This is a genomic window from Microbacterium sp. JZ101 (assembly GCF_053903175.1).
The window spans coordinates 224,770-239,059 of the sequence record NZ_CP096400.1 but is presented as its reverse complement, the minus strand read 5'-3'; the positions used below and the strand labels follow the sequence as shown (position 1 = coordinate 239,059).

At 72.0% G+C, this 14,290-nt stretch carries 14 protein-coding genes and 1 tRNA gene; 8 read left to right on the top strand and 7 right to left on the bottom strand.

What is annotated here, in order from left to right; all coding sequences use genetic code 11:
- The first annotated feature begins 154 nt into the window (after positions 1 to 154).
- Genes M1D56_RS01070 through M1D56_RS01060 form a run of 3 tightly spaced genes read left to right on the top strand, consistent with a single transcriptional unit; the run spans position 155 to position 3,334 of the window.
- Positions 155 to 1,552: an MFS transporter gene (locus tag M1D56_RS01070; RefSeq protein ID WP_456285251.1), complete on the top strand. Its 1,398-nt coding sequence runs from the start codon at positions 155 to 157 to the stop codon at positions 1,550 to 1,552.
- Positions 1,553 to 1,576: 24 nt separating this feature from the next.
- Positions 1,577 to 2,407: a Cof-type HAD-IIB family hydrolase gene (locus tag M1D56_RS01065; RefSeq protein WP_282980382.1), complete on the top strand. Its 831-nt coding sequence runs from the start codon at positions 1,577 to 1,579 to the stop codon at positions 2,405 to 2,407.
- A gap of 42 nt (positions 2,408 to 2,449) precedes the next feature.
- Entirely contained in the window at positions 2,450 to 3,334 is an 885-nt protein-coding gene (locus tag M1D56_RS01060) for a helix-turn-helix transcriptional regulator (protein WP_324013022.1), read from the top strand.
- A 12-nt stretch (positions 3,335 to 3,346) separates the two neighbouring features.
- Here the strand turns inward: M1D56_RS01060 and M1D56_RS01055 are convergent, their stop codons facing one another.
- Positions 3,347 to 4,558: an MFS transporter gene (locus tag M1D56_RS01055; protein WP_456284401.1), complete on the bottom strand. Its 1,212-nt coding sequence runs from the start codon at positions 4,556 to 4,558 to the stop codon at positions 3,347 to 3,349.
- 269 nt (positions 4,559 to 4,827) lie between these two features.
- Here M1D56_RS01055 and M1D56_RS01050 point away from each other — a divergent pair, with 269 nt between their 5' ends.
- Positions 4,828 to 7,146, top strand: coding sequence for an immune inhibitor A domain-containing protein (locus tag M1D56_RS01050; protein WP_456284400.1), 2,319 nt, complete (start codon positions 4,828 to 4,830; stop codon positions 7,144 to 7,146).
- 101 nt (positions 7,147 to 7,247) lie between these two features.
- Here the strand turns inward: M1D56_RS01050 and M1D56_RS01045 are convergent, their stop codons facing one another.
- On the bottom strand, positions 7,248 to 7,814 hold the full coding sequence (locus M1D56_RS01045) for a MarR family winged helix-turn-helix transcriptional regulator (protein WP_271174614.1): 567 nt from the start codon (positions 7,812 to 7,814) through the stop codon (positions 7,248 to 7,250).
- 88 nt (positions 7,815 to 7,902) lie between these two features.
- On the opposite strand from M1D56_RS01045, the gene M1D56_RS01040 reads away from it, so the two are divergent.
- Together M1D56_RS01040 and M1D56_RS01035 are read left to right on the top strand one after the other, a co-directional pair.
- Positions 7,903 to 8,529, top strand: a complete 627-nt coding sequence (locus tag M1D56_RS01040; RefSeq protein ID WP_456284399.1) for a hypothetical protein — start codon at positions 7,903 to 7,905, stop codon at positions 8,527 to 8,529.
- A 52-nt stretch (positions 8,530 to 8,581) separates the two neighbouring features.
- The gene (locus tag M1D56_RS01035) at positions 8,582 to 8,950 is read left to right on the top strand and encodes a YchJ family protein (protein WP_456284398.1); all 369 of its coding nucleotides are present in this window, start codon (positions 8,582 to 8,584) and stop codon (positions 8,948 to 8,950) included.
- Between the two features lies 1 nt (position 8,951).
- Here M1D56_RS01035 and M1D56_RS01030 read toward each other — a convergent pair whose 3' ends face one another.
- From M1D56_RS01030 to M1D56_RS01020, 3 genes are read right to left on the bottom strand one after another with little or no spacing between them, the layout of a single operon-like run.
- A complete protein-coding gene (locus M1D56_RS01030; protein ID WP_456285250.1) occupies positions 8,952 to 9,725 on the bottom strand; it encodes a hypothetical protein in 774 nt (257 codons plus the stop codon).
- A 37-nt stretch (positions 9,726 to 9,762) separates the two neighbouring features.
- Complete coding sequence (locus M1D56_RS01025; protein ID WP_456284397.1) at positions 9,763 to 10,488, bottom strand: lytic murein transglycosylase; 726 nt, start codon at positions 10,486 to 10,488, stop codon at positions 9,763 to 9,765.
- A gap of 52 nt (positions 10,489 to 10,540) precedes the next feature.
- The gene (locus tag M1D56_RS01020; protein ID WP_324013033.1) at positions 10,541 to 11,776 is read right to left on the bottom strand and encodes an MFS transporter; all 1,236 of its coding nucleotides are present in this window, start codon (positions 11,774 to 11,776) and stop codon (positions 10,541 to 10,543) included.
- A gap of 57 nt (positions 11,777 to 11,833) precedes the next feature.
- Here M1D56_RS01020 and M1D56_RS01015 point away from each other — a divergent pair, with 57 nt between their 5' ends.
- Entirely contained in the window at positions 11,834 to 12,373 is a 540-nt protein-coding gene (locus tag M1D56_RS01015) for an NUDIX domain-containing protein (RefSeq protein ID WP_456284396.1), read from the top strand.
- Position 12,374: 1 nt separating this feature from the next.
- On the opposite strand, the gene dcd is transcribed toward M1D56_RS01015, so the two are convergent.
- The gene (gene dcd / locus M1D56_RS01010; RefSeq protein WP_271174620.1) at positions 12,375 to 12,980 is read right to left on the bottom strand and encodes a dCTP deaminase; all 606 of its coding nucleotides are present in this window, start codon (positions 12,978 to 12,980) and stop codon (positions 12,375 to 12,377) included.
- 32 nt (positions 12,981 to 13,012) lie between these two features.
- On the bottom strand, positions 13,013 to 13,999 hold the full coding sequence (locus M1D56_RS01005) for a hypothetical protein (protein WP_456284395.1): 987 nt from the start codon (positions 13,997 to 13,999) through the stop codon (positions 13,013 to 13,015).
- Between the two features lie 84 nt (positions 14,000 to 14,083).
- On the opposite strand from M1D56_RS01005, the gene M1D56_RS01000 reads away from it, so the two are divergent.
- Positions 14,084 to 14,157 (top strand) — tRNA-Gly (locus tag M1D56_RS01000).
- The last annotated feature ends 133 nt before the right edge of the window (positions 14,158 to 14,290 follow it).

The window sequence follows — 14,290 nt, the reverse complement described above, 5'->3', positions numbered from 1 at the left end:
GGTGTAGCGGGCGTCCGAGACTAGCGCCGGTCGTCGAGACCGGTGTCGGGAACACAGGTCTCGACGCCGGACACTAGTCTCAGCGGGAGAACGGGCGGCAGCGGCGCGACGGCGCGCCACCGCGCGTTCACCGAGGAGGCCTAGCGTGACCGACATGCCCGAGCCCGCCCACCCCTCCGCGCCGCCCGCGGCCGCCGACACCGCCGCGCTGACCGTGATGGGGCTCGAGCTCCCTGAGCGCGCTCCCGCATCGCGCGCCACCGTCTTCGCGTGGGCGCTCTGGGACTGGGCGACCCAGCCGTTCAACACGGTCATCCTCACGTTCATCTTCACGGCCCTCTACCTGACGACAGACGCCTTCCTTCTGCCCGATGTGCAGGGTCTCGCCGACGACGACCCGGTCAAGGTCGCGGCGCTCGCCGACCTCGCATCGGGCCTCGGATGGGGCACCACGGTCGCGGGCCTCCTCATCCTCCTGCTCGCCCCGGTTCTCGGGCAGCAGGCGGATGCCGCAGGCCGGCAGAAGCTGTGGCTCGGGATCGGCACGGGGGCGCTCATCGTCTGCATGCTCGGCCTGTGGTTCGTCGAGCCCACCCCGACCCTGTTCTGGCTGGGGGTCGCGCTGATCTCAGCGGGCATGGTGTTCGGCGAGATCGCGGCCGTCAACTCCAACGCCATCCTCATCGGCATCGCGACGCCGAAGACGATCGGGCGCATCTCGGGCCTCGGCTGGGGGTTCGGGTACCTCGGCGGCATCGTCGCCCTCGCCCTCGTCATCGTCTTCTACCTGGGCGACTGGTTCGGGCTCTCGTCGGAGGGCGGCCTCCCGTTCCGCGTCATCGCGGTCGGCTGCGCCCTGTGGACGATCGCGTTCGCCATCCCGATCTTCGTGAAGGTGCCCGAGCCCTCGCTCGGGCGCCCCGAGCGCCGCGTGGGCTTCGTGCAGTCGTACGCGCTGCTCGTGAAGGATGTCGCCGGCCTCTACCGCTCCCCCGCCACGCGCCCGACCTTCTGGTTCCTCCTCGCGAGCGCGGTCTTCCGCGACGGCCTCGCCGGGGTGTTCACGTTCGGCGCGGTGATCGCGGCGAGCGTCTTCGGCTTCGGCACGCTCGAGCTCATGATCTTCGGCGTCGCCGCGAACGTCATCGCGGGCGTCTCGACGATCATCTCGGGTCGCCTCGACGACCGGTTCGGGCCCAAGCGCATCATCCTCTTCTCGCTCGGCGCGATGACCCTCGCGGGGCTCGCGGTCTTCGCACTCGCCGATGCCGGGCGCACCGTGTTCTGGATCGGCGGGCTCATCCTGTGCGTGTTCGTCGGACCGGCCCAGGCGGCGTCGAGGTCGTTCCTCGCCCGGGTCACGCCCGCGGGCCGCGAGGGCGAGATCTTCGGCCTCTACGCGACGACGGGGCGCGCCGCGAGCTGGATGGCCTCAGCCGCGTGGGCGCTCCTCATCACCGTCACGCACCAGACGACGTTCGGCATCCTCGGCCTCGTGCTCGTCCTCCTGCTCGGATTCCTCCTGCTGCTGCCCGTGAAGGCCGCGCGGTGATCCGGGGCGGGTAGCGTCGGGAGCATGCCCCGCACCGCCCGCCGTCGCATCGTGTTCCTCGACATCGACGGGACGATCCTCGACCACGACGGGACCATCCCGCCCTCGACGCCCGATGCCATCCGCCGCGCTCGCGCGAACGGCCATCTCGTGCTGCTCGCGACGGGGCGGACGCCCTACGAGGTCGACGTGCAGGTGACCGACATCGGGTTCGACGGCATCGTCGCGGGCGCCGGCGCCTTCGTCGAGTACGACGGCGAGTGGATCATCGAGCGCCTCATGCCCGAGGCGTCCTGCCGGAGGCTGCGCGAGGAGTTCGACGCGCTCGGGCTGGACTACGTGCTCCAGGGGCGCGAGTACTTCTATGCCACCGCGGGCATGCAGCGGCACCTGCGCCGTCAGCTCGGCGTCTCGGATGGCGAGGGCGTCTCGGATCGCGGGCTCGGCCGGTACCTCGGCGAGATCCCGCCGCTGCGCCACGACCGCACGGCGAAGGCCGTGTTCTCGGGCGACGACCTCGGGGCCTACGACGCCGTGCAGCGTGCCGTGGGCGCCGAGTTCACGGTCATCACGGGCACGATCCCCGGCATGGGCACGGCGAGCGGCGAGGTGTCGATGCCCGCGGTGACGAAGGGCAGCGCGATCCGCGAGCTGGTCGATCGGATCGGGATGGACCTCGCCGATGCGATCGCGATCGGCGACAACAACAACGATCTCGAGATGCTCGAGCTCGCGGGTGTCGGCATCGCGATGGGCAACGGCACGCTGCAGGCGAAGGAGGCGGCCGACGAGGTGACCGCTCCGATCGACGAGGACGGCCTCGCGAAGGCCTTCGCGCGGCACGGTCTCCTCTGACGCAGACGGAATAGCGGCGCGCCGGCGGCGGTTCACGCCGGTGTGACGCTGCTGACCCCGCTCCCCGCACTGCGCGACGGCGATGCGCTCGAGCGCCTGCTGTCGTCGCTCGAGTGGGAGGTACGCAGCACCGACCGGCTCCGCATCGAGCGGGAGATCGCCCTCGGCGCGGGCGATGCCGCGCTCGTGTACGTGCTCGAGGGGGCACTGGCCCTGCCGCCGCGCGCCTACGACTGCGGCGCGCGCGACGGAGCGCCGCCGACGGAGCTCGTCGCGGGCGACACGCTTCTCTCCCTGGGCCGCGAGCCGATGCGGATCCGCGGCGACGGAGCCTTCGTGATCGTCTCGCGGCTGAGCGCATCCGAGTCCGTCCAGCGGCAGCTCGCGATCGTGCCGGATCTCGTCTCGGTCAGCGGGTTCTCGCGCATCGAGCCCGCCGCCGCGGCGCTCGCAGCCCACCTCGGCCTCCCCGCGGTGACGAGCCCGTACGCCGGGGCGGCTCCCGTGATCTGCCGCCTCATGGCGACGACGCTCGCTCTCGCGACGCTGCGCGCGTGGGCCGTCGCCGGCTGCGCACCCGACGGATGGCCCGCGCGCACCGCGGATCCGTTCCTCGCGCGCGTGATCGAGGCCATCCACGCAGAGCCCGGGCGCGACTGGACGGTCGAGCGGATGGCCGCGATCGCGGCCATGTCTCGCTCGGTCTTCGCCGAGCGGTTCCGCTCGGTCGTCGGACGGTCGCCGCTCGGATACCTGACGGAGGTGCGCATGGCGGCCGCGCAGGACCTGCTCGCGGGCGGTGCCGGGGTCTCCGAGGTCTCCCGCCGCCTCGGCTACGCGTCGGACGAGGGCTTCAGCCGCGCATTCCGACGCCACACGGGCGTCACGCCGTCGGCGTGGCGTGCGCGAGCGCTCGTCCGCGCGTAGCCGCGACCGGCCCTACCGGCGACCGGCGAGACCGAGCAGCACGGCGCCGAGGGCGACCGCGACGGCTCCCGTGATGTAGGCCGCGTCGACCCCCGCGGCGTCGACGAGCACCCCGCCGATGCCGGCCGCGAGCATGATCGCGAGCTGGAATCCCGCGACGACCAGGCCTCCGCCGGCCTCGAGGCGGTCGGGCAGGCGGCGGCCGATCCAGGCGTTCAGCACGATGAGCCACGCCGAGAACGCGACACCCCACACGACCACGGCGACGCCGACGACCGCGAGCGAGGTCGGCCACAGGATGACCGCGACGATCGGCGCGCCGACGAGCACCGGCACGGCAGCCGAGAGCAGGCCCAGGTGGCGGTCGACGATCACGCCGGTGACGACGTTGCCGACGAGCCCGCCGACGCCGAAGAGGGCGAGGAGGAGCACGATCGCCCCCTCGTCGAGCGGCGTGCGCTGGGGTCCCTCCGTGATCCGCTCCAGCGCGAGCCGGATGTAGGTGTACGCGGTGAAGTGGCCGAGAACCGTGAGCACGTGGCCGGCGAGGCCCAGTGCGATCCCGGGCCGGCGGAGCGTGCTGCCGAGGATGGCGAGGCTCGCTGCGCTCTGCGCCGGCACCTTCGGCAGGAGCACGCGGAGCGCGACGGCGACGGCGGCCGTGACGACGGCGGCGCCCGCGAAGACGGCGCGCCAGTCGGCGAACGTGCTGAGGAGCACGCCGAGCGGAACCCCGAGCACCGTCGCCAGCGACGTCCCGGCGGTCGTGAACATGACCGCGCGCCCGAGCCGCTCCGGGCCGGCGATGCGCGACGCCACCGTGAGCGACATCGACCAGAACCCGCTGAGCGCAGCACCGAGCAGGACCCGCGACGCGAGCACGATGCCCAGGGACGGCGCGAGCGCGACGAGCAGGTTCGACACGGCGGCCGCGACCGCGAGCCACACGAGCAGGTCCCTGCGGTCGAGGCGCGGCACGAGGAGGCCGATCGTCGGGGCGACGAGGAATCCGACGAGAGCGGTCACGGTGACCGCCTGCCCCGCCTGGCCCGCCGTCACACCGAGGTCGCGCGCGAACTCGGTGAGCACGCCGTTCGGAAGGAACTCCGCGGTCACCAGCACGAAGCTCATGACCATCATCGTCACGAGCGCGCCGTAGCGGAGGCGCTCGCGCGGAGGTGAGAGGCGTTCGTCGACGGTCGGAAGCGAGGCGGTGTTCGTCATGCCCTCCAGCGTCGCGGAGCCCGGCGCTGGCCGCCCGACCGCGCGTCCGGGCCATCCGACCGATCATCCGCATCCGCGTGGATGAGCGGAACGACGCACCAGATGGGCACCTCATGGGCAGAACTCCCCATCGCGGTTCGACAGAATGTCATTTCTGTGAAACACCTGGGTCTCTAGGTTGGGTTCATCCGTCTGCGCACGGCGACGACGCCGTGTCGCAGACATCCGGGCGCCGACCTCGCGGTCGACGCGTGAAACCTGGAGGAAGAGTGAAGTCACGCACCGCATGCGCACTGGGAGCAGCGATCCTGCTCGCCGGGGCGCTCGCACCGACGGCCGCCACCGCGGCACCGAGCGACACCGACACGGCTCCGCCGCTCGACCCGACCGTCCCCGCACAGCAGGACGACCGCCCCGATCCGCTCGCCGAGAAGCGCACGGCGGAGAAGATGCGGGCGGCCGAGCTGGTCGCGACGGGCCAGGCCGAGGTCACCGAGCGCGGCAAGGGGAAGAACAAGACCCGCGTCGTGGAGATCGCCCCCGATGACTGGGTGGAGTACGGCGTCGAGGAGACGGCCCAGCTGTTCTCGATCCTCGTGGAGTTCGGCGACACCCCGGACGAGCGGTTCCCCGAGGCCCCGGCCGCGGGTCCGCTGCACAACGAGATCCCGGAGCCCGCCGCCGACGACAACTCGACCTACTGGGAGGAGGACTTCTCGCGCGAGCACTTCCTGGAGATGTTCTTCACGGGCCTCGAGGACCAGGGCGGGGAGTCGTTCCGCGGCGTCTACGACGAGATGTCGTCCGGCCGCTTCGACCTGCAGGGCGACGTGTCCGACTGGGTCACCGTGCCGTACGCGGAGGCGTCGTACGGGCAGACCGAGTCGCAGGACGACATGACGCGCTTCATCCAGGACTCCGCGGACGCCTGGTACGCCGATCAGCTCGCGCAGGGCAAGACGCACGACGAGATCGTGGCGTACCTCCAGACGTTCGACGTGTGGGACCGGTACGACCTCGACGGCGACGGCATCACGAACGAGCCCGACGGCTACATCGACCACTTCCAGGCGATCCACGCCGGCGAGGGCGAGGAGGCGGGCGCCCCCGAGTGGGCGATCTGGTCGCACCGCTGGGCGGCGAACCAGGCGGGTCTCGGCGTCGACGGACCGGCCGACCACCCGAAGGCGGGCGGCGTCCGCATCGGCGACACGGACATCTGGATCCGCGACTACACGACCGAGCCCGAGAACGGCGGACTCGGCGTCTTCGCCCATGAGTTCGGGCACGACCTGGGCCTTCCCGACTACTACGACACCGACGGCGGCGACAACGGCACCGCCTTCTGGACGCTGATGAGCTCGGGCTCGTGGCTCGGGCACGGCGACGGCACGATCGGCACGACCCCGAACCACATGGGCGCGACCGAGAAGCTGTTCCTCGGCTGGCTCGACTACGAGACGGTCGAGGCGGGCGAGTCGGCGACCGTCGACCTCGGACCGGCCTTCCACGCGACGACGCGCCCGCAGGCCGTCATCGTCAACCTGCCTCCCGGCGAGCAGTTCGTCGAGACCGGGCCGGCGGCATCCGGCACGAAGTACTTCTTCTCGGGCAGCGGCGCAGGGCTCGACAGCACCGTCACGAGCCCTGCGTTCGAGGTTCCGGCAGGCGCCGCGCTGACCGCGCAGGTCGACTACGACATCGAAGCCGACTGGGACTACGCGTACGCCGAGATCTCGACTGACGCAGGGGCCAGCTGGACGCCGCTCGCGACCGACCACTCGACGACCGAGGACCCGAACGGGGCGAACCTCGGCAACGGCATCACGGGCGCGACCGAGGGCTGGACGGCCCTCACCGCCGATCTGGGGGCCTACGCGGGGCAGACCGCGCAGATCCGCTTCCGGTACGTCACCGACGGCGCGGTCAACAACCCCGGCTTCAAGGTCGACGACATCGCCGTGGGCGACGCGCTGTCGACCGACGTCGAGGACGGCGCAGCGGACTGGGAGCGCGCCGGCTTCGAGCTCATCGAGGACGGCGGGTACACCGTGCAGTACGACCACCGCTACATCGCGGAGAACCGCGTGTACGGCGGCTACGACGCGACGCTCGCCGAGGGCCCGTACAACTTCGGCTGGTCGCAGACCAACCCGAACCGGGTCGAGCACTTCCCGTTCCAGGACGGCCTGCTCATCTGGTACGTGAACGGGCTCTACGAGGACAACAACACCTCGGCGCACCCGGGCGGCGGCCAGGCCCTGCCGGTCGACGCGCGTCCGCAGGCGCTGACCTGGACGGACGGGACGATCGCGCGCAACCGCATCCAGACGTTCGACGCGACGTTCGGGCTCGACAAGACCGACAAGCTGTCGCTGCACCGCGAGACCGAGGAGGGCATGACCACCCTCGAGCTCAAGAAGCAGAAGCCGGTGTCGCTCTTCGACGACTCCGACCCGTACGCCTACTACGACGAGGCCAACCCGCAGAACTCGGTCATCGTCGGCGGCACGGGCACGACCATCCAGGTCGTGGGCGCTGACCGCCGCGAGGGCACGATGACCATCGAGGTCAACGCCGGGTCCTGACGACGGCACGACACCGAGGCCGGGTCGCCCCTCCGGGCGGCCCGGCCTCTCCGCGTCAGCGGGGCGGGAGACGGATGGCTCGGCTCGGAGCCCGGGCCGGCTCAGCCCTGCGGACGGCGCGGGTCGGGCCACGCGTCGGCGAAGCGCCCGAGGAGATCCGCGAGCTGCGCGCGCTCCTCGGCGGTGAAGCCGGCCAGTGCCTGCTCGACGGCCTCCGTGCGCGCGCCGTGCGTGCGCGCCGCGATCGCGCGGCCCTCGTCCGTGAGCGCGATGAGCGTCCGACGCGCATCGGCAGGATCGGCCTCCCGGCGAGCGTGTCCCGATTCCACGACGGCCTGCACGAGCCGGCTCGCGCGAGGCTGATCGACGCCGAGGCGCTCGCCGATCTGCCCGACCGACAGCGGACCATCCGCCGTGGCGAGGATCTCCAGCAGCCGCAGACGTGCGATCGAGCGCCCGAACGGACCGCGCGGGTGATCGCCGTGCGGACCGCCGTGCCCGTGGTGCGCACCGAGCGGACCGCCGTGCGGCCCGGCGTGGGGGCCTCCGAACGGGCCGCCGTGAAGCGGATGCCCGTGCTCGAACGGCCCCTCCCCGCCGCGGCGCCCGAGCCGCAGCCGCGCGAGGGCGGCGGCGATGCGGGCTGCGGGATCGGTCGGCTCTGCCACCCCTCTAAAGTACATGACACTTGACATGGAGCTCCGATGCATGTCATCCTGCATATACATGCACGATGACATTGATTTGGAGACCTCCATGAACACCGACACCACACACCGCACCCCGCAGGACGACGGCCGCCCCCTCGGCTTCTGGCTGAAGGCCGTCGACTCCCTGCTCTCCCAGCAGATCGACGCCGCGCTCGAGAGCGAGGGCATCGACCACCGCGACTGGCGGCTGCTGAACGCGCTCGCCGGCACGGTCGACGCGCCGGGTCTGCACGACCGACTCGCTCGCAAGCCCCACCGCGTCACGATGCTCGCCGAGCACGGATGGGTCGAGCTCGTCGACGGGGAATGGACCCTGACCGACGAGGGGCGCACGACACTCGATCGGCTCGCGCCCCGGGTCGCCGCCGTGCGCGAGCGCGTCGCCGCCGCGGTCTCTCCCGAGGACTTCGCCACGACCCTCGCCTCACTCGAGGCCATCGCGCGCGAGCTCGGCTGGGAGGAGGGCAAGCCCCTGCCCCGCCGCACGCGTCCCCGCGGCCGACACGGCCACGGCTTCGGCCCGCACGGCCACGGCTTCGGGCCCCACGGCTTCGGGCCCCACGGCTTCGGGCCCCACGGCCACGGCCACGGCTTCGGCCCGCACGGACACGGCTTCGGGCCCCACCGCTTCGGCCCGCGCGGCTTCCACCACGGACACCGCGACGCGTCGTGACGCGTTCTCCCTGCACACGGGCGGTCTCGGCGCCGGACCGTAGGCTCGAGTCATGAGCTTCGCCGAGACCTGCCCGTGCGGGAGCGGGCGGCCGTATCCGTCGTGCTGCGGCGCCCTCCACTCCGGCGCGCGCCTCGCGGAGACCCCGGAAGAGCTCATGCGCTCGCGGTACAGCGCCTTCTCGAAGGGCGATGTCGACTACCTCGCGCGCACCTGGCACCCGCGCACGCGCCCCGCCGACCTCGCCCTCGACGACAGCACGACGTGGACGCGCCTCGAGATCCTCGAGGCCGCGGGCGACGAGGTCGCGTTCGTCGCGCACTTCACGACGGCGGATGGCCCTGGCCGGCTCGAGGAGCGCTCCCGTTTCGCGCGCCGCGGCGGCCGCTGGGTCTACGTCGACGGCGACGTCGACGGCTGAGTCACGCGCCGCTCCAGCCGCGCACGCGGTGCAGCCGCGCCGTCTTCGGGTAGGAGCCGCCGCGCCCGCCGACCTCGAACAGGTCGACGAGCAGGAACAGGGGGCAGTCGGGGGCCTGCGGGATCCGGCGCACGACCACGCCCTCGCATCCGATGACGGTCTCGCCCGCGCCCCAGATCGCGGTCCACGTGTGCGGTCTCGCGGCGTCGAACGGCAGCGTCACCTCGGCCATGTCGGTGCGCAGCCCCGGGTCGCCGTGGGCCTTGATGCCCGTGCGGGCGACGGTCGATGACCCCACAGCCTCCGCGTCGATCTCGAAGATGCAGATCTCGCCCGCGTCCTCTGCGCGCTCATGCTCCGTCCCGACGAGCCACGCGGCGAGCATCGCGCCCTCATCCGCGCTCGCGCTCACGGTGATGTCGACGCGGCCCGAGCGCGGCGCCCACAGCAGGCGCGCCGGTGTCTCGGTTCGAACCGAGAGGCCATCGGGGCGATGCCGATGCGTGCCGCGCGTCGACCCGAGCGGCCCCGAGAAGACCCCGGTCTGCAGGTTCGAGACGCGCAGCGGTGCGTCCTCGGGGCGCCAGTCGAGCTGGTCCTCATCGATCCGGAGGCGCAGGCCATCCGCGGCGACGTCGAACCGCGCCGCGGAGCGGTCGGGCGTCGTCCAGTGCGGCAGGTAGTGCGCGACCCAGAGCGCAGGGTCGGGGCCGTCGGCGAAGTCGTCCTCGACATCGGGGCGACGCGACGGAGGAGGCGGCAGGGAGTCGCGCATCACGGCGCGACCTTAGCGCGAGCGGGCGACATCGGGTTCATCCGCCTTCGGCATACCGCGTCGCAGCCTCCGCGACCTGCCGCTGGTAGTCATCGGTGTCGTTGTACGAGCGGATGGCGCCGATCCAGGCCTCGGGCGAATCGAGCGTCCCGTGCGCCTGGCAGAGGTAGCGCGCGGCCGTCGCCGCGGCGTCGTCGATGTCGTGCGGGTCCGCACGGCCGTCGCCGTCGGCGTCGACGGCCCAGATGGCCCAGGTCTCCGGGATGAACTGCAAGGGCCCGACCGCGCGATCCCAGACCGCGTCCCCGTCGAGAGCGCCGCCGTCGGTGTCGGGGATGGCCATGGTGCGGTTCGTGCCGTCGAGCGGAATGCCGATGATCGCCGGGCGGGCGACGCCGTCGCCGTCCACGGCTCCGCCCTCGAGCGCCCCGTGCCGGCTCTCGACCCATCCGATGCCGGCGAGCGTGTTCCATCCGACCGCGCAGCCGTAGGTCGCCCGCGCGCCGAGGTCGGCCGCCCCGTATGCCGCGAGCGCGCGCTCGGGGATCCCCTGCGACGCGGCCGTCGCCGCGAGCCACTCGGCGTCGACCGTGGCGCCGTCCGACGACGGCGTCGCGAGCGCGGCGGCCGAGGTGGGTGCCTGCGGAGCGGGTTCCGCCGGCCGCACGGCCAGGGCGATCAGCCCGACGAGCACGCCCGCACCCACGACGCCGCTCACGACGACCGCGGCGGCCTGCGTCGTGCTCCTCCGGCGCCTGCTCACGCCCTCAGCGTGCCGCAGTCTCCTGACGGTCCGCCCGGCGCCCGCCGTGCGGTCACGCCGGCGCGCGCTTCGCGGCAGCGATGTGGCCGAGCTGCCGCCAGACGAGCAGCAGCGTGATGCCGGCGCCGCCGAACGCGAACCACCACGGGGCGGTCAGGCCCCACAGCTGCGCGATCACGCCGCCGAGCGCCTGGCCCACGACCATCCCGCCGAACACGCACACCATGTTCAGCGAGCTCGCGCGCCCCTGGAGCTCGTTCGGCACCACCCGCTGGCGCACCGTCGTCGAGATCGTGCCCCACACGAACGCGTACGCGCCGAACACTCCCATGATGACGAGCGCGAGCCATCCCTCGGTCGTGAGCGCGAAGGCGAGGTGCATGACCACCTCGAGCGACAGGCACACGCGCATGAGCGTGGCGAACGAGACATGCCGCTCGAGCCATCCGAACGCCATCGTCGAGAGCAGACCGCCCGCGGCGGATGCCGTCGTGAGCATCCCATAGCCGACGGCGCCCATGTGCAGGTGCTCGGTCGCGTAGAGGACGAGCACGCCCCACGGCGCCGCCCACGTGATGTTGAAGACGAGGATGACGATCGCGAGCGTGCGCATGGGCGGGTTTCGCCACGTCCAGCGCAGGCCCTCCGCGATGTCGCGGCGGACGGGCGGATGGCCGCCCTCGCGCGGCGGGAGCGGCGGGAGGGCGATGCGCGAGACGAGGAGGATCGCGAGCAGGACGCAGACGATCTGCGCGGCGAACGGCCAGGCGGAGCCGGCGGCGAAGAGGAAGGCGCCGAGGGGCGGCCCCGCGAACTGGTTCGCGACGAGGTAGCCGCCCTGCATGCGCGCGTTGCCGACGCCGAGGTCGTCGTGGTCGACGAGCATCGGCAGCAGCGTGCTGCTCGCGGAGTCGGCGAACACCTCGGCGACCCCGTAGGCGAACATCGTGACGAGCACGATCCCGATGTTCACCGCGCCGGTGACGATGAACACGCAGAGCATCGCCACGACCAGCGCGCGGAGCGCGTTCGCGATCATGACGAGCGTGCGGCGGTCGAATCGGTCGGCGATCGCGCCGGCGTGCAGTCCGAACAGCAGCCACGGCAGGTACTGCAGCAGTGCCGCCGAGGCCACGAGGAACGGGGAGTCGGTCAGCGACGCGACGAGCAGCGGCCCTGCCGCGAGCGCGATGCCGTCGCCGATGTTGCTCGTCCACGACGACGCGAGGAGCCATCGGAAGTCGCGCCCCATCCGCCGCGGCGCGACGATCTCACCCAGTGATGCCACGAGAGTCGATCCTGGCACCGATCGGCGACATGCGGGGCGCCTTCCTACGATGGGGCCATGGCCTGGCAGACGAAGCGCACGCGCACCGTGTACGAGAATCCGTGGATCCGCGTGCGGGAGGACGAGGTCGCCCGGCCGGACGGCGGGGAGGGCATCTACGGCGTCGTCGAGCTGCGGCATCCGGCGGTCTTCGTCGTCGCGCTCGACGAGGAGGACCGCGTGCTGCTCGTCGAGGTCGACCGCTACACGGTCGGACGATCGTGGGAGGTCGTCGCGGGCGGCAGCGATGGCGAGCCGGCCGAGCAGGCCGCGCGTCGAGAGCTGCTCGAGGAGAGCGGGCTCGAGGCGGCCGAATGGATCGAGGTGGGGCGGATGAACGCGCTCAACGGCATCTGCGTCGCCCCCGAGACGGTGTTCGTCGCCCGCGGGCTCACGTCCGCTCACGACGCGGCCGCGCATCAGGCCGAGGAGGGCATCACCGCCTCGCGGTGGGTGCCGCTCGACGAGGCGCTGCGGATGTCCGTGTCCGGGGAGATCTCAGACGGCGAGTCGATCGCCGCGCTCGCGATGGCGGCGGTGCATCTGAAGCGGCTGTAGGTCAGGCCCCGCTCGCGCCCGCATCGCTCACCGACACGTCCGTCCGATGGAAGTTCTGGAACGAGCGGGAGGCGGTCGGCCCGCGCTGCCCCTGGTAGCGGTTGCCGTAGGGGCCCGAGCCGTAGGCGTTCTCGGCCGCCGAGGTCAGCTGGAAGAAGCAGAGCTGGCCGATCTTCATGCCCGGCCAGAGCTTGATCGGCAGCGTCGCGACATTCGCGAGCTCGAGCGTGACATGGCCGGTGAAGCCCGGGTCGATGAAGCCCGCCGTCGAGTGGGTGATGAGGCCGAGGCGCCCGAGCGACGACTTGCCCTCGAGGCGGGCCGCGATGTCATCCGGGAGCGTGACCTGCTCGAACGTCGCGCCGAGCGCGAACTCGCCGGGGTGCAGGATGAACGGCTCGTCGGGCTTGACCTCGATGAGGCGGGTGAGCTCGGGCTGGTCCTCGGCGGGGTCGATGAAGGGGTACTTGTGGTTGTCGAAGAGACGGAAGTACCGGTCGAGGCGCACGTCGACGCTCGAGGGCTGCACCATCGCGAGATCGAGCGGGTCGAGCCTGATGCGGTCGGCGTCGAGCTGGGCCTTGATGTCGCGATCCGAGAGCAGCACGGTGCCAGCGTAGTCGGCCGCGGCCATCCGCCTCAGTGCGCGTAGCGCGAGACGCTGTCGATGCGGAACATGACGCCATCCGGGACCGCCCCGTACAGCGTGACGTCGGCCGCACCCGTCTCGCCCGGCGCGATGTCGGCGGACCAGGCGATCGACGTCGCCGCCTCCGACCCGTCGGGGTTCAGGGCGGTGATGTCGATCGCGTACTCCATCGGCACATCGGCGGAGTTCCGGACGCTCACGGGCAGGACGGGCTCGTCGCCGTCGAGCCTCAGCTCGCCGAGGGTCACGTCCTGCGCGAGGTCGTAGAGCCCGACGATCTCGAGCTCGACGACGTCGAACCGCGCGAAGTCGATCCCCGCGAGGTCGTAGTACGACTCGAAGCTCTCGGGGTCGGGCACGGCGAGCGAGACGAGGAGCACGTCGCCCGTCTCGACGGGGCGCCCCTCGGGGTCGACGATGACCGTCTGGTTGTCGCCGACGTACTCGTACGCGGTCGCGGGCTGGCGCGCGCTCAGCGTGACGAGGTGCGCGGCGGCGTCGGCGGGCACATCGGCCTCCGGCGTGTCCGGCGCGAGGATCTCCGCGTACGCGACGAACCCCTCGCCCACGTGCGCTTCGGGGGCATCCAGGATGGCCGCGAGCCGGGCCGCGTCGACGGGAGGGAACTCGGATGGCTGCGGCGCGGGCGGGGCGGATGGCTCGGCATCGGCATCGGCATCCGCGGTCGGCACGACGGGCTCGGGCTCGTCCGGCGCGCCGCTGATCCACGTCTCGACGGTCTCCACGACGACCGGCCACAGCCCGAAGAGCCGTGTCTCGAACGCCGCCACCACGATCACGAGGAGGATCGGGAGGACGAGCCACCCGCGCCCGCGCCGTCGGGGTCGGGAGGCCCGCGGAGTCGGCGTGCGCGTCCCGCGACGCCGCATCTCGTCGAGAGGCGGGATGACATAGGGCCCCTGATGCCCTTCGGGCACCGAGGTGAAGGTCTCGGTGTACCGGTCGTCGCGTCCCATGAAGCCGACGCTACTTGCTGTCGGGGGATCCCGGGGTGCCCGCAGCCCCTGTTATGCTGGCGGAGTCGCGTGCTCCACGCGCGCGGGGCTGTAGTTCAATGGCAGAACTTCTGCTTCCCAAGCAGACAGCGCGGGTTCGATTCCCGTCAGCCCCTCCACTGTCAGTTCTCAAGCTAGGTGAGACTTTCGCAACCTAGGTGAGACGCCACAGGCCGGGATCTGGTCCGTTGGTCACGAGCGTCCTTGCAGAGCATGCCCGAACGGCGATGTCGTCGACGACACCGCCGATAG

Coding starts and splice junctions, on each gene's coding strand:
- M1D56_RS01070 (WP_456285251.1), top strand. CDS start 155: ATGCCCGAGCCCGCCCACCCCTCCGCGCCGCCCGCGGCCGCCGACACC.
- M1D56_RS01065 (WP_282980382.1), top strand. CDS start 1,577: ATGCCCCGCACCGCCCGCCGTCGCATCGTGTTCCTCGACATCGACGGG.
- M1D56_RS01055 (WP_456284401.1), bottom strand. CDS start 4,558: ATGACGAACACCGCCTCGCTTCCGACCGTCGACGAACGCCTCTCACCT.
- M1D56_RS01040 (WP_456284399.1), top strand. CDS start 7,903: ATGAACACCGACACCACACACCGCACCCCGCAGGACGACGGCCGCCCC.
- M1D56_RS01035 (WP_456284398.1), top strand. CDS start 8,582: ATGAGCTTCGCCGAGACCTGCCCGTGCGGGAGCGGGCGGCCGTATCCG.
- M1D56_RS01030 (WP_456285250.1), bottom strand. CDS start 9,725: ATGCGCGACTCCCTGCCGCCTCCTCCGTCGCGTCGCCCCGATGTCGAG.
- M1D56_RS01015 (WP_456284396.1), top strand. CDS start 11,834: ATGGCCTGGCAGACGAAGCGCACGCGCACCGTGTACGAGAATCCGTGG.
- M1D56_RS01005 (WP_456284395.1), bottom strand. CDS start 13,999: ATGGGACGCGACGACCGGTACACCGAGACCTTCACCTCGGTGCCCGAA.